The sequence below is a fragment of the Parabacteroides provencensis genome (assembly GCF_900232875.1).
GTDB classification, from domain to species: domain Bacteria; phylum Bacteroidota; class Bacteroidia; order Bacteroidales; family Tannerellaceae; genus Parabacteroides; species Parabacteroides chinchillae.
Map to the genome: position 1 here is coordinate 253,226 of NZ_LT960490.1, position 21,807 is coordinate 275,032.

Here is a 21,807-nt window from a genome sequence, read left to right on the forward strand (position 1 = left end):
ACTATCTTATACTAGTTTTAGTTCTTTTAAAAATTCGGGAATGCTTTGTTCGAAATTGACCCCGAACCGGTAATCTGTTTTTGCCTTGTATGTTTTTAATATACTACTTGCTGTAAAACGTACTGCGATGGCTGCAGATTCTACTAAACTAAAACTATTAAGTAAGGCAGATAGTAAAGCACTGGCAAAAACATCTCCGGTGCCATGATAGTAACCCGGTATTCTTTTTATGAAGAAGTATCCTGTCGTGTTGGAAATTTTTTCATAAGTAGCCGCCCCTAATTCGTCTTCTTTGAAATATACGCCGGTCAATACAACTTTTTGAGGGCCTAATTTGCTTAACTTCCTTAATATACTTTCAATATAGGCTTGCGAATAAGGTCCTGCTTTGTAAGGTTCATCCAGAAGCAACGCAGCTTCGGTAAGGTTTGGTACGATAATATCTGCTTTTTCACACAGAGATCTCATACCTTTGGCAAAATCAGGAGTGAATATTTTATATAATTCTCCATTGTCCGCCATTACTGGGTCAATAAGAACCAGGTTGTTGTTTGTCTTGAATTCCTGAATGAATTCTTTTACAATATCCAGTTGTTCGAACGAGCCTAGAAAGCCTGTGTATATAGCATCAAATTGAATATCTAATGACTTCCAATGTTTAATGATAGGGCGCATGTCATTAGTAAGATCTCTGTAAGTATATCCGTCAAAACCTCCTGTATGGGTGGATAAAACGGCTGTTGGCAGGGCACTGGCCTCTATGCCTGCTGCGGATAGGATGGGAAGCGCTACTGTTAACGAACATTTGCCAAAACCTGATAAATCGTGGATAGCAGCTACTCGTTTTAAAGTAATTCTATTTTTCATCTTTCATTTGTTGTTTTATTATAAACAATGTATCAAGAAAAAAAGTTGGTAGAACCCGCTTATAAACTTATGACTACTTTTACCTTTGGATGTGTATATATAAATAATGTAAATACCAGCAGGGTATTCTTTATACGAAATGGAAACAGTTTGATTGCTTCCCGTAAGTTGTTTATTTAATAAGTGGCCGTTTATATCGTATAAAATTATTTCTTGGATATGATTAGGTGAACTTATGAATATATTGCCGTCCGCATCAGAGATGATGGATGTGTTAAGGTCATTTCCCATTCCTTTTGATTATGCAAAAGTAGATGGTTTTTAAAAAAAAAACCGTCTTACTGCAGTCAGTAAGGCGGCTTAAATTATGTTGTGTAATTATTTAACCATGCCTGAAATCTTTTAAAATTTTCTGCAGTTCCTGACGGGCAAAGAAAATACGGCTCTTCACTGTTCCCAGAGGTACATTCAGTTTATCTGCGATCTCATTATATTTATAACCACTCAGAAACATAGAAAACGGTATCTTCAACTCATTATTCAAACTATTAATAGCTTTCGTAATTTCCTGAATCTGGTAAGCGCCGTCCGGCGTATCGAATCCCGAATCATTCACAACATCCAAATTGTACAGATCCACTCCTTGGTCTACAACCGTTTGTGTTCTTACAATTTTATGATAGTTGTTTATGAAAATATTACGCATAACGGTCAAAACCCAACCCTTGAAATTGATATTATCAACGAATTTTTCCTGATTATCCAATACTTTCAGCGTTGTGTCTTGCATCAAATCCTGAGCATCGTCTCTGTTTGCTGTGAGCATTAATGCAAAATTCATCATATTTTCTTGCATGCTCAATAATTTTTTCTGAAATAGTAAGGCGTTCATATGATATTATTTTTTAATTAATTATTTATTACCCTATCACTATTGATTGATGTTTCAAAAATATAAATAATAAACAGAAATAAACACATCTTTAATGATTGTTAGTATTAAAAATGCCACCTTAATAATTCAGCTATAAAACAGGCTGAAAATGAGCGAAAAATACAACTTATTGGAGATACGGGATTCAATATTTACAAGTCGTCAAATAGAAAATATAACTTAAAATAAAAAAGGGGATACATATATCAAGGATATCTCCCGATTTATGAATCGGACAGAAGAGTTTAAAAACAAAAACAGCACTTTACAATTGATCCTGTAAAATGCTGTTTGTTGATGTGACCTGGGAGAGGCTCGAACTCTCGACCCAATGATTAAGAGTCATTTGCTCTACCAACTGAGCTACCAAGTCAGAATGTTGTTGTTGGCTTTTTTATTGAGTGACCTGGGAGGGGCTCGAACCCTCGACCCAATGATTAAGAGTCATTTGCTCTACCAACTGAGCTACCAAGTCATTCTTGCTATCGTTTGTTTCTCGATTGCGGGTGCAAAGATATTGTTTTAATTTTTCCCTGCAAACTTTTCATTGTCTTTTTTAACGTATATCTATTCAAATTCGAATATATCAGAAGGAGTGGTGCGCTTTAAAGCAACAAGGGCGACATCTTTCCCAACCCGTATACCTTCTTCAAAAAGGCGTATGTCGATTGTTTTGTAAGCTAGCTCCGGATGGTTATTATCACGGCTGAGGTGGCATAACCAGATGTTTTTCAGTTTCGGATCATAGTGTGTCGCAATAAATTCGGCAGCTTCCCTGTTGCTCAGATGTCCGGTCGGACTTGCAACGCGTTCTTTTAGGAATGCCGGGTAAGTACCGAATTTCAACATTTCTTCGTCATAATTGGCCTCTATGATCAGATCTGTAGCCAGACACATATATTTGCTTACGGTATCGGTGATATGTCCGACATCGGTAGCAAAAGTGAATTTATGATTTTCATATTCGATATGATAACCGACATTGTCTGTGCTGTCATGGGGAACCTCAAAAGCGGTAATCTTGAAATCCCGTATCATAAAAGGAACTTCTTTTTCTATAATCTTGCGCGAACCAATTAATGTTTCTTCAACATAACGGCTTTTCTCGATGCCTTCGTGTACCCCTTCCGTACTGTAAACGGGAATACAAAGCTTTTCGCCTAAATAGCCAACCGTTTTTATATGATCTGCATGGTCGTGGGTAATTAAGACTGCTACGATTTTTGAGAAGTTAATCGCTTTGTCTTTCAATACTTTTTTTATAGTGCGGATACCGATACCTGCATCAATCAGTACCCCGAATTCAGGGGTTCCCAGATAATAACAGTTTCCACTGCTTCCGCTTGCTAAACTAAGAAATGATAGTTTCATGATCTTTTATTCCGCATCACTGCTTTTGTGTTCTACATAGTGTTTTCCGTCCATTTGTTCAGGGACGGAATGATTCGGGGATTGTTACTTCCCCGATGAGTGAGCAATTCATGTGATCCTTTACTTCCTCGGGGCTTAACCCGTGGCCGAAAAGGAACATAAGTTTTGTTACTGCACTTTCTGTTGTACTGTCAAAGCCGCTTATTACACCGGCTTCCAGTAATTTGTGCCCTGTTTCATAGCGGTGCATTTCAACGCTTCCCCCGCTACATTGAGTAACATTTACAATTACAATACCACGGTCTACCGCTTCTTTCAACATCTTCAGGAACCATTCCTGCGACGGTGCATTTCCGCTACCGAATGTCTCCATTACTACACCTTTCAGTCCGGGGATATTTAGGATACTTTCTATCACTTGTGGAGAAATACCCGGAAACAGTTTTAATATGGCGATATTCCGGTCCAGCAGATAATGCGGTTTAAGCGGTTTACGCGATACCGGATGATATATTTGTCCGGTATCGTATTTGATATATATACCGGCATGCGCCAATGCCGGGTAGTTATATGAACGGAATGCATTAAAGTTATCTGCATTGATCTTACTTGTCCGGTTTCCGCGCAGCAAATCATTTTCAAAGAAAACACATACCTCCGGGACGATAGGCATTCCGTTTTCTTTTGCAGCAGCTATTTCGATAGCTGTGATCAGGTTTTCCTTTCCATCAGTCCTTAACATTCCGATAGGTAGTTGCGAACCTGTCAGGATAACCGGTTTACTAAGATTTTCGAGCATGAAGCTCAGGGCTGAGGCCGTAAAAGACATTGTGTCCGTACCGTGCAATACGACAAATCCGTCATATTGCTGGTAATTGTCGGCAATGATTCTTACAATCTTCATCCAGGATTCCGGCCCCATCTCCGAAGAGTCCATAGGGGGATCGAATTGTATGGTAGAAACGGAATAACCGAGTTTTTTCAGTTCAGGCATATTGTCTTTAAGATGCTGGAAGTTGAAGGATTCCAGTACACCCGTTTCCGAGTTTTCCATCATTCCGATAGTTCCGCCTGTATATATCAGCAGGATAGAGGCTTTTCCCTGTTCGTTATTCATATTAGCTGTCATTGGGACACAAAGGTAATAAATTATTATTCTTCTCCTCTTAATACAGGTACACTTATATGATACTTTACAGCCAATATACGGGAGATGAATATACTGGCAGCTGCGATAAGCTGAGTGAGAGGGGGACTAAACGACAACAGTATACATATATAATATACAACTCCTCCCAGCACGCAGGCTAATGCATAAATATCTTTACGGAATATCAAAGGTACCTCGTTTATCAGTATATCGCGTATCATACCTCCGAATGCCCCTGTTATTGTGCCCATTACGATAGCTACCCACATCGGGAAACCGAATGACAGAGCTTTTTCTATACCTACGACGCCGAATAATCCCAACCCGATAGCATCGAATATAAAGAACGTATTGTTCAGGCTGATTACATATTTCCTGAATATGATTACAAATAACAGCGCCACAGCCGATATTGTAAGATAGGAGGCCTGCTCCATCCAGAAAGGGGTTGCATTTAGTAATATATCGCGTATTGTTCCTCCTCCTACGGCTGTTACTACCCCGATAACGTATGCACCGAACCAATCAAATTGCTTGGCGGAGGCTAACCTTATGCCGCTTATTGCGAATGCAAACGTTCCCGTATAGTCGCAGAATGTGATAAAGTCTATCATTATGTTTTTTCTGCAAAAATATGGAATAGTTTGGAATATCGCTCTTTATATTAAGAATACCTAACAATAATTTAAACCAAACGAATATAGTACTGTTTATAATACATAAGTTTGCGGGTAAAATGATAGTAGTGAAGGTGTAAAGAGTATACGAATGAAAAGATATTTGTTATCAGGGTTATTATTTTTTATTTCGGTTCAGTGGTTATGGGGACAACATTTTCCCAGAATGAAAAGTCGTAATTATGTCAGTGATTCAGCCCTTTTTGTTCCCCGTCATCCCTGGAGGGCAGCCGGAGAAGTCTTCGGACTTAATATGGCTGTATGGGCTTTCGACCGCTATGCAATGAATGAAGATTTTGCCCATATAAACTGGAATACGATCAAAAGTAATTTTAGAAAAGGTCCGGTATGGGATACAGACAAGTTTTCAACTAATCTTTTCTCTCATCCGTATCACGGTTCCCTGTATTTTAATGCTGCACGTAGCAATGGGCTGAACTTTTGGCAATCAATTCCCTTTTCAGCGGGAGGCAGTTTGATGTGGGAGTTTTTTATGGAAAATGAGCCTCCCTCTATAAACGACATGTTGGCTACCACTTTCGGTGGGGTAGAGTTGGGTGAAATCACGTATCGTTTATCGGATTTGTTTATCGATAACCGTACTTCGGGTATGGAGCGTGTCGGGCGCGAAGTATTGACAGGTGTGTTATCCCCTGTCCGTGCACTTAACCGTATTATAACGGGAGAGGCTTGGCGCCGTAGCCCTTCTAAAGGGCGTACCTATTCTTCCGTACCGATAAATTTTATCGTGAGTATGGGGCCCCGCTTCCTGGCAGAGCAAGAGAATTCAAAGAATGGTACTACGAGTCTGAATATAAATTTCCGTTTGGATTATGGCGATCCTTTTTATGACGAATTTTATTCTCCGTACGAATGGTTCCAGTTTCGTTTCGGAATGGATATGTTTTCCGCCCAACCAGTCATCAGCCAGGTAAATGCTGTAGGAGCTTTATGGGGGAAAAGAGTATGGAATAAAGGACCTCGTGCATTGACGGTCGGTGTTTTCCAGCATTTTGACTACTACGATTCCGAACTCCGCTCGAATAGTGATAAAGAAGTGGCACCTTATCGTATATCGGAAGCTGCGGCAATAGGGGGAGGTCTTATCTATTATAAAGAATCTACTCCAGATGACAAGGTGGATGTATTTACCGAGTTTTATGCTACCGGGGTTGCTCTTGGCGCCAGCGTATCCGATTACCTGAAATTGGCTGAACGCGATTACAATCTGGGTAGCGGTTATAGTGTGAAGGCTTATACGGGTCTGAGTTACAATAAAAAATGGGGGCTTCTGCTGGATATTGAAAACTATCATCTTTTTACCTGGAAAGGATATGACCCGGATATAAATTGGAATGAGATCGATCCTACAACGCTGAATGTGCAAGGCGATACCGGCCATGCGCGCTTAACGGTATTTTCTGCAAAACTGTTCTATCTGATAAAAAACAGATGGAGTATTATTTTAAGCAACCGCTATTTTTCCCGCCGTACACATTATAAATATTATGATGATATTGAAAGCTCCACTTACGATGTCATGCTGAGTGTGGGCGTCCGGATATAAACATGCTTTGGAAAATCATCCCGATCATTTTATAAAAACATCAGGATGATTTTCCAAAAACATCGGGATGATTTATATATTTAGCTTTTCCGTTCCAACTCGCGGAGGTTTTCCATTTTCTTACGTTGCATGAATTCGTAAATACCTTCCAGATGTTCGGTCACTTTTTGGTTGCCGAACTCATATACCTTTGTTACAAGGCCATCCAGGAAGTCTCGGTCGTGTGATACTACAATCAATGTCCCGTCAAAATCGAGCAGTGCTTGTTTCAGGATGTCTTTTGTCTTCATGTCCAGGTGGTTGGTCGGCTCATCCAGAATCAGCAGGTTTACAGGTTCCAGTAGCAGCTTTATCATTGCCAGTCGCGTACGTTCTCCTCCCGAAAGCACCTTTACTTTCTTGGCCGAATTTTCACCTCCGAACATGAATGCACCCAGCAAGTCTTTTATCTTGTTGCGGATATCGCCTTGTGCTACGTCGTCGATGGTCTGGAATACCGTCAGGTTTTCATCCAGCATGGATGCTTGGTTCTGTGCAAAATAACCGATCATTACATTATGGCCGATTGTTAGTGTGCCATCGTGCTCTATTTCTTTCATGATGCACTTCACCAATGTAGATTTACCTTCTCCGTTTTTTCCAACGAAAGCAATCTTGTCGCCGCGTTCTATCGTCAGGTTTGCATTACGGAATACGGTATGATCCCCGTAGCTTTTTGTTACACCTTCTATCATCACCGGGTAAGAGCCGGAGCGGGGAGAAGGTGGAAACTTAAGGCGTAAGGCCGAGGTATCTTCTTCGTCTACTTCCAGTATATCCAGTTTTTCAAGCATCTTTACACGGCTTTGTACCTGCAGGGTTTTAGAATATGTACCTTTGAAGCGTTCGATAAACTCTCTGGTATCAGCAATAAATTTCTGTTGTTCGTCAAAAGCCTTTTGTTGCTGCTCGCGGCGTTCCTTACGCAGTTGAAGATATTGGCTGTAGTTTACTTTATAATCGTAGATGCGTCCCATTGTCACTTCAATAGTGCGTGTGGTGATACGGTCTACAAAAGCGCGGTCGTGGCTGATTACCACAACTGCCTGTCCGTTATCGATCAAAAAATCTTCAAGCCATTGTATAGATTCAATGTCGAGGTGGTTGGTTGGCTCGTCCAGCAACAACACATCCGGTTTCTGAAGCAGTAGCTTAGCCAGTTCGATACGCATCCGCCATCCGCCACTGAATTCGCTGGTTTGCCGGGTAAAATCTTCGCGCTTGAAACCTAAACCCAGTAACGTCTTTTCTATGTCGGCATCGTAGTTGATCTCTTCGATCGAATAAAACTTTTCGCTGAGAGCTGACACACGTTCGATCAGTTCCATGTAACTGTCCGACTCATAGTCTGTGCGTGTTTCCAGCTCTTTGTTGATAGCATTAATTTCAGCTTCCATTTCGTGTAAATGGGCAAAAGCCTGGGCTGTTTCTTCAAAAACGGTGCGTCCGTCTTCCGTCATCAGATGCTGCGGGAGATAGGCTATGACTGTATCTTTAGGGGCGGAAACTTTTCCACGGGTTGGCTCGCGTACACCGGCAAGTATCTTCAACAACGTCGATTTACCTGCCCCGTTCTTACCCATCAGGGCAATACGGTCTTTTTCATTTATCACAAAAGATACATCCGAAAATAGGGCGCTTCCGCCAAATTCAACTGTTAGTCCGTCTACTGAAATCATTCTCTATTATATATTAATGTATGCGAATCAGCAGTAGTTATCTCTCGTTTTATTTGTTAGAAGTCAAGTAGTTAAGAATAATAGGCTATTTCTACTTAACTACTTGTTTACTTGGCCCCTTGCTTTTTTAACTTCTCTTCTCCTTTAACTCCTGCCGGTTCGCGTAATGTATTAAAGAAGGCGCAAATGTACTAAAAAGCTTCGAGTTTTCAGTCTGTTGTGTTCTTACAGAAGCAGAATTTGTTTTTATTGTGGCTGAGTCAAATACTACTAATAGGATAGATGGTACAAATAAGATATGGAAGAGCGGAAACTTTGTTTTACCTGTTGCTTCTGAATATCTTGATAGATATTGTGGGCGACGAGGTAAGCAAAGGCGAGAAGGTTTGGTTTCTGGGATTCGGCGCCTTTACCCTTTGAAACCAGACGGAGCGGCCGGGGCGCAATCCACAGACCGGAACTCCGGTAACAATACGGCCGCGGCGAAGTGTGAAATTTAGGGCGGGGACGGATTTGCTGGAAAAGGTGAATGTGAAATAAATCATAAATAAACAAACATATAGTAAGTGTATACCCCTGTATATAGCCTGTTATTGGGGAGTATGCTTACTTTTTGATAGTAAATACTGCTGTTTAACATCTGTTTTGAACTGTAAATTTCTTTCCTTCCCCTTTGATAAATGAATAAAATATGCGACTTTTGCCAACATGATGAATCAACCGTTAGCAGAAAGATTGCGTCCGAAGACGCTGGACGATTATATCGGACAGAAGCATTTGGTAGGACAAGGGGCTGTGCTCAGAAAGATGATAGATGCAGGGCGCGTACCTTCGTTTATCCTTTGGGGACCTCCGGGTGTGGGAAAGACAACGTTGGCGCAGATTATAGCGAACAAGCTCGAAGCGCCGTTTTATACGCTGAGTGCGATTAGTTCGGGCGTGAAGGATGTACGCGAGGTGATAGACCAGGCTAAGAATAACCGCTTTTTCAATGCCGTATCGCCTATCATGTTTATAGACGAAATACATCGTTTCAGCAAAGCACAACAAGATTCGTTGCTGAATGCGGTTGAAACGGGAGTGGTTACGCTGATTGGCGCTACGACGGAAAACCCTTCGTTTGAGGTGATACGCCCACTGCTTTCGCGCTGTCAGGTGTATGTGCTGAAATCGCTGGATAAGAACGATCTGCTGACTTTGCTTAATAAAGCGGTAACGGAAGACATCGTGCTGAAAGAAAAGAACATTACGCTTACCGGGACGGATGCTATGCTGCGATATTCCGGCGGGGATGCGCGCAAACTGCTAAACATTCTGGAATTGGTGGTTTCGGCCGAGGAAAGCGAAAAGGATATAGAAATAACGGATGCTAAGGTTGTGGAGCGTTTGCAGGAGAATCCGGCGGCGTATGATAAAGGAGGCGAAATGCACTACGATATTATATCGGCTTTTATCAAATCTATCCGCGGGAGTGATCCGGATGGAGCTATCTACTGGCTGGCACGTATGGTGGCAGGAGGGGAAGACCCTGAGTTTATAGCACGCAGGTTGCTTATATCGGCTTCCGAAGATATAGGACTGGCAAATCCCAATGCTTTGTTACTGGCAAATGCCTGCTTTGACGCCTTAAAAAAGATAGGCTGGCCCGAAGGCCGTATTATCCTTGCCGAAACTACGGTTTATCTGGCTTGCAGCCCCAAAAGCAATTCTTCGTATATGGCGATCAATGCTGCTCTTGACCTGGTGGAACGAACCGGAAATTTGCCGGTACCTTTGCATTTAAGGAATGCACCGACTAAATTGATGGCTGAACTTGATTATGGAAAAGAATACAAATATGCACACGACTATGCCGGCCATTTTGTCAAACAGGAGTATCTGCCGAAGGAAGTCCGGAACGAACGTTTGTGGATAGGGCAGGAGAATCCTGCCGAAAGTAAGTTGGTGGAGCTGATGAAGAGGCTTTGGGGAGATAGGTTTTAATAACCGGAAACGGATAATTGAAAGTTGAAAACTAAATAAAAAGATAATGGCTAAATGACGGGAGGAATGTTGAGAATTAGGGAGAAACGTTAGTGTATGGGTATATATTTGTATCGTTTTGCTTATAATTTTCGGATTTTGGTTTTCAATTATCAATTAAATGCGTACATTAGCCGCCTGTTTTGAAAAACACGTTACTAAAATTATTATAACATTCAAAAAAGACATTGGTATGAAGAAGCACAATTTTTCTGCAGGTCCCTCTATCCTGAGTGAATACACAATTAAAAATACCGCTGCTGCGGTTGAGAACTTTGCAGGTACGGGGTTGTCAATTCTTGAAGTTTCCCACAGAGGAAAGGAATTTGTAGCAGTCAATGACGAAGCGCGTGCATTAATTAAAGAATTACTGGATGTTCCTGCCGGTTATGAAGTTGTATTTATGGGTGGCGGAGCAAGCATGCAGTTCTGTATGGTACCATATAATTTGTTGAACAAGAAAGCTTCTTACCTGGATACCGGTACATGGGCTTCCAAGGCCATTAAAGAAGCAAAACTGTTTGGTGAAGTAGATGTAGTAGCTTCTTCAAAGGATGCTAACTATACTTATATTCCTAAAAATTATAAGGTAGCCGAAGATTCCGATTATTTCCACTTTACTTCGAACAACACGATTTACGGAACAGAAATGCGTTACGACCCGGATATGAAGGTTCGTTTGGTTGCAGATATGTCTTCAGATATATTCTCACGCCCGATTGACATATCCAAATATGACCTTATCTATGCCGGCGCACAGAAAAACCTGGCTCCTGCAGGTGTAACGCTGGCTATTGTTCGTGTAGACGCTTTGGAACATGTAGACCGTCCTATCCCTACCATGTTGAAGTATAAGACACACGTTGATAAAGATTCTATGTTTAACACACCTCCTGTATTGCCGATCTATTCAGCATTGCAAACATTGAAATGGTATAAGGAGCAGGGTGGTGTGGCTGCTATGGAAAAGAAAGACAAAGAAAATGCAGCTATATTGTATGACGAAATAGACCGTAACAAGTTATTTAAAGGTACCGTTGCTGTAGAAGACCGTTCTATTATGAATGTTTGTTTCATAATGAACGACGAATACAAAGACTTGGAAGACGAATTCAGCAAGTTTGCTTCTGCTGCCGGTATGGTAGGTATTAAGGGACACCGTTCGGTAGGTGGATTCCGCGCTTCTTTGTATAACGCTATGCCTAAGAGCAGCGTTGAGGCTTTGATTGCTTGCATGAAAGAATTTGAAAGAACACATTGATTATGGCAAAAGTATTAGTAGCAACAGACAAACCTTTCGCAGCGGTAGCTGTGAAAGGTATTCGTGAAGTAGTAGAAGGAGCAGGCGACGAATTAGTCCTGCTGGAAAAGTATACGGAAAAGCAACAGTTATTGGATGCTGTGAAGGATGTGGAGGCCATGATTGTCCGTAGTGATATTATAGATGCCGAAGTGTTTGATGCAGCAAAAAAACTGAAAATAGTAGTCCGTGCAGGTGCTGGTTATGATAATATAGACTTGGCTGCTGCAACAGCCCATAAGGTTTGTGTGATGAATACGCCGGGGCAGAACTCGAATGCTGTAGCCGAATTGGTATTCGGTATGTTGGTATATGCCGTGCGCAATTTCTATAACGGAACTTCCGGTACTGAGTTGAAAGGGAAGAAGCTGGGTATTTTGGCTTATGGCAATGTGGGACGCAACGTAGGCCGTATAGCTAAAGGTTTCGGTATGGATATTTGTGCATATGATGCCCATTGCCATGCTCAGGTAATAGAGAATGACGGTATAAGGGCTGTTGCATCTACTGCCGATCTTTTCAAGGAATGCCAGATTGTATCATTACATATTCCGGCAACTGCCGAAACAAAGAATTCTATCAACTTTGAATTGATGAACTCGATGCCCAAGGGAGCAATTATTGTAAATACAGCCCGTAAGGAGGTGATAGATGAGGCAGGCCTGGCTAAAATGTTTGAAGAACGTCCTGATTTCAAATATATGACAGATATTAAACCGGCTATCGATGCAGAATTGGCTGCCAAGTATCCCGAACGTTATTTCGGAACTCCCAAAAAGATGGGGGCACAGACTGCCGAGGCAAATATAAATGCCGGTATTGCTGCTGCAAGACAAATTGAAGATTTCCTTTGTACAGGTAATCAGAAATTCAGAGTGAATTAATTCATAATATGAAAAGCCGGATTTCTATATTCATTAAAAACACCGTGAATTATGGCAAAAATTAAACCTTTTAAAGGTATTCGTCCGCCCAAAGATTTGATCGGACAAGTAGCTTCTCGTCCTTATGATGTTTTAAATTCGGAGGAAGCGAGAGAAGAGGCGAAAGGTAATGAGAAATCTTTATATCATATTATAAAACCGGAGATAGATTTTCCTGTCGGTACAGACGAGCATGATCCTGCTGTATATGAAAAGGCAGCCGAGAATTTCCGGAAATTTCAGGATAAAGGATGGTTGGTTCAGGATGAGAAAGAATGCTATTATGTGTATGCACAGACAATGAACGGCAAGACGCAATACGGTTTGGTTGTTGGTGCTTATGTTCCCGACTATATGAACGGCATCATCAAGAAACATGAATTGACACGCCGCGATAAGGAAGAAGACCGTATGAAGCATGTCCGTGTGAATAATGCCAATATTGAACCTGTATTCTTTGCATATCCTGATAATGCGGAGCTGGATATTATTGTAAAGAAATATACCGCCAGACAGCCTGAATATGATTTTGTTGCCCAGTTGGATGGCTTCGGACATACATTCTGGATTATAGACGATGAGGCCGATATAGCCCGTATTACCGAGCTGTTTTCGGCTATGCCGGCTCTTTATATTGCAGATGGCCATCATCGCTCCGCTGCTGCCGCTTTAGTGGGAGCGGAGAAGGCAAAACAGAATCCGAACCACTGTGGTGATGAAGAATACAATTATTTTATGGCAGTTTGTTTTCCTGCCAACCAGCTTACCATTATAGACTATAATCGTGTAGTAAAAGATTTGAATGGCCTGACAGAGGCTCAGTTCCTTGAAAAACTATCCGGTAATTTCATAGTGGAAGAAAAGGGTACGGATATTTATAAACCGGATGCTTTACATAATTTTTCCCTTTATCTGGGCGGAAAGTGGTATTCTTTAACTGCAAAACAGGGAACATACAACGATAATGATCCGATAGGGGTGTTGGATGTAACTATATCTTCTGATCTGATATTGAATGAGGTTCTGGGTATCAAAGACCTTCGTTCCGACAAACGTATCGACTTTGTAGGCGGTATCCGCGGCTTGGGAGAATTAAAACGCCGGGTAGACAGCGGAGAGATGAAAGTAGCTTTAGCTTTATATCCTGTTACGATGAAACAATTAATGGATATAGCAGATACCGGAAACATTATGCCTCCGAAAACTACGTGGTTTGAACCGAAGCTGCGATCAGGCCTTGTAATTCATAAGTTGTCTTGACAAGAGAATAAAATGCAGGAAAGGCGAACCGACCGGTTCGCCTTTTTATTTTGTCTTATATTTGTGAAAAGTGTTGATTTTTATTGTATATTGATGATTTATAATAGTTATGCATTCAAATAATTATTTATTTTTGTGCCCAATAATAAGAGGGTGAAATGTATGCTGAATAAACATCAAGACGAGTCAAAGAAAAATTTGACCGGTAATCTAGTATCATTAGAAGAAAAAACCCGGGATATACAGATGCGTACAATGCCTGAGTCCATAGGAGCGGAACGAGACCAGGAGAAGATTGCTATTTTAAAAGCTGCTGTTAATATTGGTGATTCTCTGATCTGGGAATATGACGTACAGCATGATCTGATTCACGTTGATTACGACTTAAACGAACATACGAAATTCTCGCGTTTACGAATAGAGCCTTTCAGGAATAAAGAAGATTTTTTGAATGCTATTCATCCTGATGACAGGCAAAATGTGTTTTATGATCATTTTGAACGCCTGATCCGGGGTGAAATAAAAAGTTATAGTATAAAGTATCGTAGAATATTTGAAGGACAGGTACTTTGGGTGGAAGCGAATGTACAACCTTACAGGTATAATGCCGACGGAACACCTAGTTGTGTTGTTTATTACCTGTCTGATATAACCAAAGAATATGAAAGTGAAATGGCTTTGGTGGAAGCACGCGAGGCCGATAGGCTGAAATCTGCTTTCCTGGCAAATATGAGCCATGAAATACGTACTCCGTTAAATGCAATCGTAGGTTTTTCAAGTTTATTGGTCGAAGCGGACAATCATGAAGAGCGCGATTCGTATATGGAAGTAATCAATAAGAATAATGCTTTGCTACTGCAGCTTGTTGATGATATTTTAGACTTTTCGAAAATAGAATCCGGTAAAATGAATTATAATTTTGCCGATGCGGATTTGAAGGGAATATGTATGGATGCGTATAATGTACACGCCGTGCGGGTGAATCCGGGAGTGGAGCTTGTTTTTAATTTTGAACATCCTTCATTGGTATTGCATACCGATGAACAGCGGATTATGCAGGTGCTTTTCAATTTCCTTTCGAATGCGATTAAGTTTACTAAAAAAGGTTCTATTACCATTTCCTATAAGAAAAGGATAGACGACGTTTACGTCTCTGTCGCCGATACCGGAATAGGTATTTCTGCCGAAGATTGCCGGATTGTGTTTAATCGTTTTGTAAAGTTGGATAGTTTCCAGCAAGGTACAGGACTTGGTTTGGCTATCTGTAAAATGATTATCGAGTTTCTGGGAGGCCAAATAGGAGTTGCGTCGGATGAGGGAAAAGGTTCTGTTTTTTGGTTTACATTGCCTTTATCCGAATCATAATATAAAAAGAGGATGCCCGAAAGGACATCCTCTTTCAATATATAGGATTTTTATGTTTGTTACATGATACCGCGTTCGCGCAGCCTTTGTTGCCATTTCCATGCAGAGGCCAGTGTGTCGGCCAACGTCTCTTCCGATTTCCAACCTAAAACTTTGTTGGCACGTTCCGGATTAGCCCATACTTTTTCAATATCACCTTCGCGGCGACCTACGATTTTGTGAGGAACTTTTACACCGGTAGCTTGCTCAAATGTATTGATCAATTCCAGTACGGTTACACCTTTTCCTGTTCCGAGGTTGAATATTTCAACATTCTCTTTTGTTTTGTTGCCCAGCATGCGGTCCATAGCAATAACGTGTGCTTTTGCCAGGTCTACCACATTTATATAATCACGGATACAAGAACCGTCAGGGGTATTGTAGTCATTTCCAAAAACGCTTAATTCTTTGCGGATTCCTATTGCTGTTTGCGTCAGGTATGGAATCAGGTTCTGAGGAACGCCGTTGGGTAATTCTCCGATTTCTGCACTTGGATGTGCTCCGATCGGATTAAAGTAACGGAGAATAATGCTTTTGAAAGGAGCACCTGCATGGATTGTATCGCGGATAATCTCTTCGTTGATCTGCTTTGTATTGCCATAAGGAGAGGTAGCCGGCATGATAGGGGCATTTTCTGTTACAGGCAGGTTTTTCGGATCCGGTTGTCCGTAGACCGTGCATGAAGAAGAAAATACAATACCTTCGATTCCGGATTCGGGCATCAACTCAAGCAAGTTAACCAGCGTGACAATATTATTACGGTAGTATTTAAGTGGTTGTTGAACCGATTCGCCAACAGCCTTGCTTGCTGCAAAAAGAATGATGCCTTTTATTCCCGCGTGGGCTTTCAGTGCTTCGCGGGTTCCTTCTTTGTCTTTCAGGTCTAATTTGATAAATTCAGGGCGTATGCCCGTGATCTTTTCTATACCGTCCAGTACCTCGATATTGGAATTAGACAAGTCGTCGATGATGACAACTTCATAACCTGCATTTTGTAATTCCACTGTGGTATGTGAGCCTATATAGCCTGTACCGCCTGCTACTAAAATCTTCTGTTTCATTCTAGTGTTATTTAAATTCGTAATTATACAATACCAGAAAATCCCATGAAAGCCATAGCTAACAGACCTGCAGTAATCAATGCGATAGGAGTGCCTTTCATGCCTTCAGGAACATGGGTCATAGCCAATTGTTCCCGAATCCCTGCAAAGATAACCAAAGCTAGCGCAAATCCAATAGCTGTTGATATTGCATATACTACGGATTGTAATAAATTATATTCTTTTTGTATTACCAGAATGGCAACACCCAGGATACAGCAGTTTGTTGTGATCAAAGGCAGGAATACTCCCAATGCCTGATAAAGCGCCGGAGATACTTTCTTTAATATAATTTCCACCATTTGCACGAGAGCGGCAATAATAAGGATAAAGCTGATTGTCTGCATGAATCCTAATCCAAAGACGTCCAGAACATATTTCTGGACCAGGAAGGTCACGATCGTTGCAATGGTGAGCACAAATGTAACGGCAGCTCCCATGCCTGCGGCGGTTTCTACTTTCTTGGAAACTCCAAGAAACGGACAAATGCCTAAAAACTGTGCCAGTACTACGTTGTTGACGAATACAGCGGCAATAAATATAAGTATATATTCCATATCGTTCGTTTTTTATAATCAGGCTTTACGGAGTTTATTTACAATTGCAATCAGATAACCTAATGCAATGAAAGCACCCGGAGCCAATACAAAGATCAATGAACCGTATTCTTCCGGCATGAAAGAGAAGCCGAAGAATTTACCGGTTCCCAACATTTCGCGGATAGCTCCCAATAGAGTTAAAGCCATCGTGAATCCTAATCCGATACCTAAACCGTCAAAGGCAGAAGGAATAATGCCGTTCTTTGCAGCAAATGCTTCGGCACGCCCTAATACGATACAGTTTACTACAATCAAAGGGATAAAGAGTCCCAGGCTGGCATATAACGCAGGAACAAAAGCTTCCATACACATCTGTACGACAGTTACGAAAGTGGCGATTACCACAATGTATGCCGGTATACGCACCATGTCAGGAATCAGGTTCTTCAACGCTGAAATTACAATGTTTGAACAGATCAATACGAACATGGTAGCCAACCCCATACTCATACCGTTCAAGGCAGAGGAGGTTGTACCCAATGTGGGACACATACCCAGCAATAAGACGAAAGTCGGGTTTTCTTTGATGATACCGTTCATCAATATCTTAAAGTTGCTCATTTGTCACCTCCTTCTTCTGTTTGTGTTTTACTTGTAGCTCCACTTGTTCCGTCGGCTCCGCCTTTGTATGCACTATAAGCGCGGTTTACTGCATCCAGAAATGCACGGCTTGAAATAGTGGCTGCCGTAATGGCATCTACATCTCCGCCGTCTTTTGTTACAGACAAATTTCCATTTGTCATAGAACGGCCAATTATGCTTTGCTTGTTTTTGTCCGTGCGAAACCATTCCTGCATTTTAGAACCCAATCCCGGGGTTTCTGTATGTTGCAGTACTGAATAATTCAGCAACTTACCTTCCGGATCGAAGCCTACTATTACTTTAATTTCACCGCCAAAGCCTTTCTTTGTGTTACTTTCTACGGCGGCTCCTACAAATTTACCATCTTTCGTTGCCGGATAGATGACTAAAGAATCGCCTTCGGAAGTGACAGCTTTATAAGCCTGTTCAGTCGGGTTGTTATCAAACTCCGGAACAACCTGCTGTATTGCGTTTTGCAAAGCTGCAGCTTTTGAGGCTGCAATTGGTTCCAGAGTGTACATATTTACGCCTGCTAATATTGCTCCGGCTACCAGACAGATAATAGTCAGGGATAAGAGCATATTGGGTAATGTCGATTTTAATTTTTTCATGCTTACTTTCCTCCGAAATGTTTAGGTTTGATATAACTGTTAATCAGCGGAGTAAACGCATTCATAATGAGAATGGCAAATGACATGCCTTCCGGATAGGAACCAAACAAACGGATAACCGTAGTTAAAATACCGATTCCTACACCGTAAACCAGCATTCCGTTCTTACTCATAGGGGATGTTACATAATCTGTTGCCATGAATATGGAACCTAATAATAAACCTCCGGATAGTAAGTGTACAAACGGATTTGCATACTGCAGCGGATTTACCAGATACATAATACCGGTGAATACAAATACAGTTGCCAGTATTGAAACCGGGATATGCCAGGTAATGATTTTTTTCCATAACATATAGAAAAGTCCCAGTATTAATGCAACAGCACTGACTTCGCCTAAACTACCGCCCATATTTCCCAATAACATATTACCATAGGAAGGTAATTGGGTTATTCCTTCGTTCATTAATGATAATACGGTTGCCCCGGTTTGAGCATCCGTATAGGTCATAGGCAGTTCGCCGGCAACCGGCCATGTAGTCATTTGTGCGGGGAAGGAAATCAGCAGGAATACACGTCCTACCAATGCCGGGTTAAATATATTGTTGCCCAAACCTCCGAATGACATTTTTCCAATACCGATAGCTGCTAAAGCTCCGATTACGATGATCCAGACCGGAAGGTTGGACGGCAGATTAAATGCCAGTAAAACACCGGTTAATATAGCTGATCCGTCATATAGTGTTGCTTCCTTTTTCATCAGGAATTTTTGGATCAGATATTCGAATACCAGGCAGGAGACAACAGATGTTACAGTAACAATGAGTGCTCCCAGTCCGAAAAAGTAAAGCGATACCAGAAAAGCCGGAATAAGGGCAATCAGTACACCGTACATATTTTTGCTTATGCTGTCGCCACCGTGAATGTGAGGCGAAGGCGATACGTATAATTTGTTTTCCATATTGCTCTTTTTTATGACTTTCTTGCCCTGATAATTCCCATTACTTTACCTTTACCCAAACGGATATAGTCCAGTAACGGACGATTGGCCGGACATGTATAGCTACATGAGCCGCATTCAATACAGTCTGTTATATAATTCTTTTCTGCGAGTTCCCAATTTGTGAATTCGGTAGAGTTCATCAATAGAGTTGGATTTAAACCCATTGGACATGCACTGACACATTTGGCACAGCGGATGCAGTCGCGCATAGGTTTACGTACGGATTCTTCTTTATTCATAATCAGCACACCGGAGCTGCCTTTTGTTACCGGTACTTCTGCGCTGATTAAAGCTTTTCCCATCATCGGGCCGCCACCGATAATCTTGCCTGTGTTTTCAGGAATACCGCCGGCCGCATTGATCAATTCCTGGATAGGAGTGCCGATGCGAACCAACAGGTTGGAAGGATTGGCTACGCCTTTACCTGTAACGGTAACTACGCGTTCAAACAACGGTTTGTTCTTTTGTACTGCTTCATAAACGGCATAAGCTGTTCCTACATTCTGTACCACTGCTCCGGCAGAGATAGGAAGTGCACCGCTTTTCACCTGACGGCGGATAACGGCGTCGATCAGTTGCTTTTCTCCTCCTTGCGGATATTGAACTTTCAAAGGCATGATTTCGATCCCGTTGAAATTGGCTGCTAACTTTTGTAGGTGAGCGATTGCATCCGGTTTATTGTTTTCGATGCCTATAATAGCTTTGCTCACATTGACAGCTTTCATTAGCAGGGTAACGCCTACCAGGATCTGTTCTCCTTTTTCCATCATCAACGAATGGTCGGATGTAAGGTAAGGTTCGCATTCGACAGCATTGATAATAACTATTTCTGCCTTATTGCCCGGAGGCGGAGTAAGCTTTACCTGAGTAGGGAAGGTAGCCCCTCCCAAGCCTACGACTCCGGCAGCAGCTATTTTATCTACGATTTCTTTAGATGATAGTTTGCAATCCTTAACCAACGTTTCGTTGCGGTCGATGGATTCTTCCCAATCATCTCCTTCTACATCTATATAGATAGCGGGACGTCTGTAACCGCTTGCGTCGAGAGCGTTATCTATTTTATTTACTTTGCCGGAAACTGATGAGTGGATATTGGCCGATACAAAGCCACCGGCTTTGGCCAGAAGCGTACCGACTTTTACCGTGTCACCCTTCTTTACTACTGCAACAGCCGGAGCACCGATATGCTGTCCTAACGGTATGATAACCTGTTTAGGTGCAGCTAGCGTTGTAATCTTTTTACCGGCAGACAGTTTATTTTCGGGCGGATGTATACCTCCGATTCGAAATGTCCTTAGCATACTATTAGATTTTATTTTAATTTGTTTTTTCTTTGACCTTTTCTTGTGGGGCGGCAACTTCCTTTGTTACCGGCGTCTTTTCTGTTTTTGGAGCAGGAGTTGGTTTATCATCTCCGGTTTTTGTGTCCGTCGCAGCTTCCTTGCGGGGCGGGAAGTTCAATTCGTGGATAGCGCCGGTCGGACATACGGCTACACACTTGCGGCATAAACGGCATTTGGCATAGTCGATATAAGCAAGATTATTTGTAACGGTTATTGCCTCGAACGGACATTCTTTCTCACATTTACCGCAACCTATACAAGCGTTTGTACATGCTTTTCTTGCAACAGCTCCTTTGTCTTTATTTACGCAGCTGACATAAATACGGCGGGATTTCGGACCTTTTTTACGCAGTTCGATGATGTTCTTCGGACAAGCCTTTACGCAGGCACCGCAAGAGGTACATTTTTCTTCGTCTACTTCCGGTAGCCCGGTTTCTATATTGATATGAATAGCATCGAATGTACAGGCGTTTACACAGTCTCCGTAGCCCAGACAACCGAAGGAACAACCTGTTTCTCCTCCATATAATGTGGATGCTATGGCACAGCTTTGAGATCCGTCGTATTGATTATTGCGTGGGCGGGCCGAGCATGTACCGTTACAACGGACAACTGCAACCATCGGTTCCGCACTTGCGGCTTCTTTACCCAGGATAGATGCAACTTTTGCCATTGTAGGTGCTCCACCGACTGGACATAACAGCCCGTCTAAAGTATCAGCTTTTACGCAAGCTCCTGCAAAGCCTGAACATCCCGGATATCCGCAACCTCCACAGTTTGCACTCGGTAAAGCTTCCTGAACCTGTGCAATACGGGGATCTTCATAAACTTCAAATTTTTTGGAGGCGGCGTATAATAACAAAGCACCGATTGCTCCAATTACTCCTAAAGAAATAACGGCAATTAAAATCATGATATTATTATCAATTAAGTTTTTTCAAAGTAAAAATAAATCGCTTTTTTAGTTTATCGCGTAAAAAATATAAGATGCAATAATACACCGCTAATACAAAAAGGCCGCAAAGTCCACTGATGGTTTCTTTCCATTGCAGGTTGTTGCCTATAACTATGGCGATGACAACAATAATCAAGGGAAGAATAAAAGCCAGCAACACAGCTTGAAGACCTAATGAGCTTTGCCCGCAAATCGTAACGTTTTCGTTTACCCGGAATTTTCCGGTATAGTCGGGAACTTCAATAATTTTGTCTTTACATTCGGATGCTGCACACATAGACTTTGCATGGCATCCTGAACAGGCCGATTGCTGTGTAATTCTGACAAAGACGAGGTTTCCTTCTATCTTTTCTATTACTCCGTTATGATTTATGCTATCACTCATATTTGTAATCTCGACATTGCAAAACCGAGGCAAAA

Annotated in this window: 22 protein-coding genes, 2 tRNA genes and 1 pseudogene; 8 read left to right on the plus strand and 17 right to left on the minus strand. The window is 41.7% G+C overall.

The window, feature by feature from the left end:
• Positions 1-6: 6 nt before the first annotated feature.
• From CTY47_RS12330 to CTY47_RS12365, 8 genes are all read right to left on the minus strand, one after another.
• The gene (locus CTY47_RS12330) at positions 7-867 is read right to left on the minus strand and encodes a pyridoxamine kinase (RefSeq protein ID WP_099465088.1); all 861 of its coding nucleotides are present in this window, start codon (positions 865-867) and stop codon (positions 7-9) included.
• An 18-nt stretch (positions 868-885) separates the two neighbouring features.
• Complete coding sequence (locus CTY47_RS17635; protein ID WP_099465089.1) at positions 886-1,158, minus strand: T9SS type A sorting domain-containing protein; 273 nt, start codon at positions 1,156-1,158, stop codon at positions 886-888.
• A gap of 91 nt (positions 1,159-1,249) precedes the next feature.
• Positions 1,250-1,759, minus strand: a complete 510-nt coding sequence (locus CTY47_RS12340) for an RNA polymerase sigma factor (RefSeq protein WP_099465090.1) — start codon at positions 1,757-1,759, stop codon at positions 1,250-1,252.
• Positions 1,760-2,101: 342 nt separating this feature from the next.
• Positions 2,102-2,174: transfer RNA gene (locus CTY47_RS12345), tRNA-Lys, on the minus strand.
• A gap of 29 nt (positions 2,175-2,203) precedes the next feature.
• Positions 2,204-2,276: transfer RNA gene (locus CTY47_RS12350), tRNA-Lys, on the minus strand.
• A 92-nt stretch (positions 2,277-2,368) separates the two neighbouring features.
• On the minus strand, positions 2,369-3,172 hold the full coding sequence (locus tag CTY47_RS12355) for an MBL fold metallo-hydrolase (RefSeq protein ID WP_099465091.1): 804 nt from the start codon (positions 3,170-3,172) through the stop codon (positions 2,369-2,371).
• A gap of 58 nt (positions 3,173-3,230) precedes the next feature.
• Positions 3,231-4,301 carry an asparaginase gene (locus CTY47_RS12360; protein ID WP_099465092.1) on the minus strand — a complete coding sequence of 357 codons (1,071 nt, stop codon included), beginning with the start codon at positions 4,299-4,301 and terminating at the stop codon, positions 3,231-3,233.
• 23 nt (positions 4,302-4,324) lie between these two features.
• Complete coding sequence (locus CTY47_RS12365) at positions 4,325-4,936, minus strand: trimeric intracellular cation channel family protein (RefSeq protein WP_099465093.1); 612 nt, start codon at positions 4,934-4,936, stop codon at positions 4,325-4,327.
• A 154-nt stretch (positions 4,937-5,090) separates the two neighbouring features.
• Here CTY47_RS12365 and CTY47_RS12370 point away from each other — a divergent pair, with 154 nt between their 5' ends.
• Positions 5,091-6,566 carry a DUF3943 domain-containing protein gene (locus CTY47_RS12370; RefSeq protein ID WP_099465094.1) on the plus strand — a complete coding sequence of 492 codons (1,476 nt, stop codon included), beginning with the start codon at positions 5,091-5,093 and terminating at the stop codon, positions 6,564-6,566.
• Between the two features lie 80 nt (positions 6,567-6,646).
• Here CTY47_RS12370 and CTY47_RS12375 read toward each other — a convergent pair whose 3' ends face one another.
• Positions 6,647-8,284: an ABC-F family ATP-binding cassette domain-containing protein gene (locus CTY47_RS12375; protein ID WP_099465095.1), complete on the minus strand. Its 1,638-nt coding sequence runs from the start codon at positions 8,282-8,284 to the stop codon at positions 6,647-6,649.
• Positions 8,285-8,566: 282 nt separating this feature from the next.
• Between CTY47_RS12375 and CTY47_RS17435 the strand changes: the two genes are divergently transcribed.
• The 7 genes and pseudogenes from CTY47_RS17435 to CTY47_RS12405 all read left to right on the plus strand — a co-directional run bounded on the left by CTY47_RS17435 (position 8,567) and on the right by CTY47_RS12405 (position 15,154).
• Entirely contained in the window at positions 8,567-8,704 is a 138-nt protein-coding gene (locus CTY47_RS17435) for a hypothetical protein (RefSeq protein ID WP_233202176.1), read from the plus strand.
• A 15-nt stretch (positions 8,705-8,719) separates the two neighbouring features.
• Positions 8,720-8,824, plus strand: a pseudogene (locus tag CTY47_RS17440) (HU family DNA-binding protein); the annotation flags it as partial.
• A gap of 168 nt (positions 8,825-8,992) precedes the next feature.
• The gene (locus CTY47_RS12385; RefSeq protein ID WP_099465096.1) at positions 8,993-10,267 is read left to right on the plus strand and encodes a replication-associated recombination protein A; all 1,275 of its coding nucleotides are present in this window, start codon (positions 8,993-8,995) and stop codon (positions 10,265-10,267) included.
• A 232-nt stretch (positions 10,268-10,499) separates the two neighbouring features.
• On the plus strand, positions 10,500-11,567 hold the full coding sequence (serC, locus tag CTY47_RS12390; RefSeq protein WP_099465273.1) for a 3-phosphoserine/phosphohydroxythreonine transaminase: 1,068 nt from the start codon (positions 10,500-10,502) through the stop codon (positions 11,565-11,567).
• A 2-nt stretch (positions 11,568-11,569) separates the two neighbouring features.
• On the plus strand, positions 11,570-12,490 hold the full coding sequence (locus CTY47_RS12395; protein ID WP_099465097.1) for an NAD(P)-dependent oxidoreductase: 921 nt from the start codon (positions 11,570-11,572) through the stop codon (positions 12,488-12,490).
• A gap of 51 nt (positions 12,491-12,541) precedes the next feature.
• On the plus strand, positions 12,542-13,789 hold the full coding sequence (locus tag CTY47_RS12400; RefSeq protein WP_099465098.1) for a DUF1015 domain-containing protein: 1,248 nt from the start codon (positions 12,542-12,544) through the stop codon (positions 13,787-13,789).
• 162 nt (positions 13,790-13,951) lie between these two features.
• A complete protein-coding gene (locus CTY47_RS12405; RefSeq protein WP_099465099.1) occupies positions 13,952-15,154 on the plus strand; it encodes a PAS domain-containing sensor histidine kinase in 1,203 nt (400 codons plus the stop codon).
• A gap of 59 nt (positions 15,155-15,213) precedes the next feature.
• On the opposite strand, the gene galE is transcribed toward CTY47_RS12405, so the two are convergent.
• Genes galE through CTY47_RS12445 form a run of 8 tightly spaced genes read right to left on the minus strand, consistent with a single transcriptional unit; the run spans position 15,214 to position 21,772 of the window.
• Complete coding sequence (galE, locus tag CTY47_RS12410) at positions 15,214-16,254, minus strand: UDP-glucose 4-epimerase GalE (protein ID WP_099465100.1); 1,041 nt, start codon at positions 16,252-16,254, stop codon at positions 15,214-15,216.
• Between the two features lie 23 nt (positions 16,255-16,277).
• The gene (rsxA, locus tag CTY47_RS12415) at positions 16,278-16,850 is read right to left on the minus strand and encodes an electron transport complex subunit RsxA (RefSeq protein ID WP_099465101.1); all 573 of its coding nucleotides are present in this window, start codon (positions 16,848-16,850) and stop codon (positions 16,278-16,280) included.
• A gap of 18 nt (positions 16,851-16,868) precedes the next feature.
• Positions 16,869-17,453 (minus strand): RnfABCDGE type electron transport complex subunit E, encoded by a 585-nt coding sequence (locus CTY47_RS12420; RefSeq protein WP_099465102.1) that lies wholly within the window; start codon positions 17,451-17,453, stop codon positions 16,869-16,871.
• On the minus strand, positions 17,450-18,085 hold the full coding sequence (locus tag CTY47_RS12425; protein ID WP_099465103.1) for an RnfABCDGE type electron transport complex subunit G: 636 nt from the start codon (positions 18,083-18,085) through the stop codon (positions 17,450-17,452). The genes CTY47_RS12420 and CTY47_RS12425 overlap by 4 nt, the downstream gene beginning before the upstream one ends.
• 2 nt (positions 18,086-18,087) lie before the next feature.
• Complete coding sequence (locus tag CTY47_RS12430; RefSeq protein ID WP_099465104.1) at positions 18,088-19,047, minus strand: RnfABCDGE type electron transport complex subunit D; 960 nt, start codon at positions 19,045-19,047, stop codon at positions 18,088-18,090.
• An 11-nt stretch (positions 19,048-19,058) separates the two neighbouring features.
• Positions 19,059-20,390 (minus strand): electron transport complex subunit RsxC, encoded by a 1,332-nt coding sequence (rsxC, locus tag CTY47_RS12435; RefSeq protein WP_099465105.1) that lies wholly within the window; start codon positions 20,388-20,390, stop codon positions 19,059-19,061.
• A 16-nt stretch (positions 20,391-20,406) separates the two neighbouring features.
• Positions 20,407-21,345, minus strand: a complete 939-nt coding sequence (locus tag CTY47_RS12440) for a Fe-S cluster domain-containing protein (protein ID WP_099465106.1) — start codon at positions 21,343-21,345, stop codon at positions 20,407-20,409.
• A gap of 10 nt (positions 21,346-21,355) precedes the next feature.
• Positions 21,356-21,772 carry a SoxR reducing system RseC family protein gene (locus tag CTY47_RS12445; protein WP_099465107.1) on the minus strand — a complete coding sequence of 139 codons (417 nt, stop codon included), beginning with the start codon at positions 21,770-21,772 and terminating at the stop codon, positions 21,356-21,358.
• Positions 21,773-21,807 lie beyond the last annotated feature (35 nt).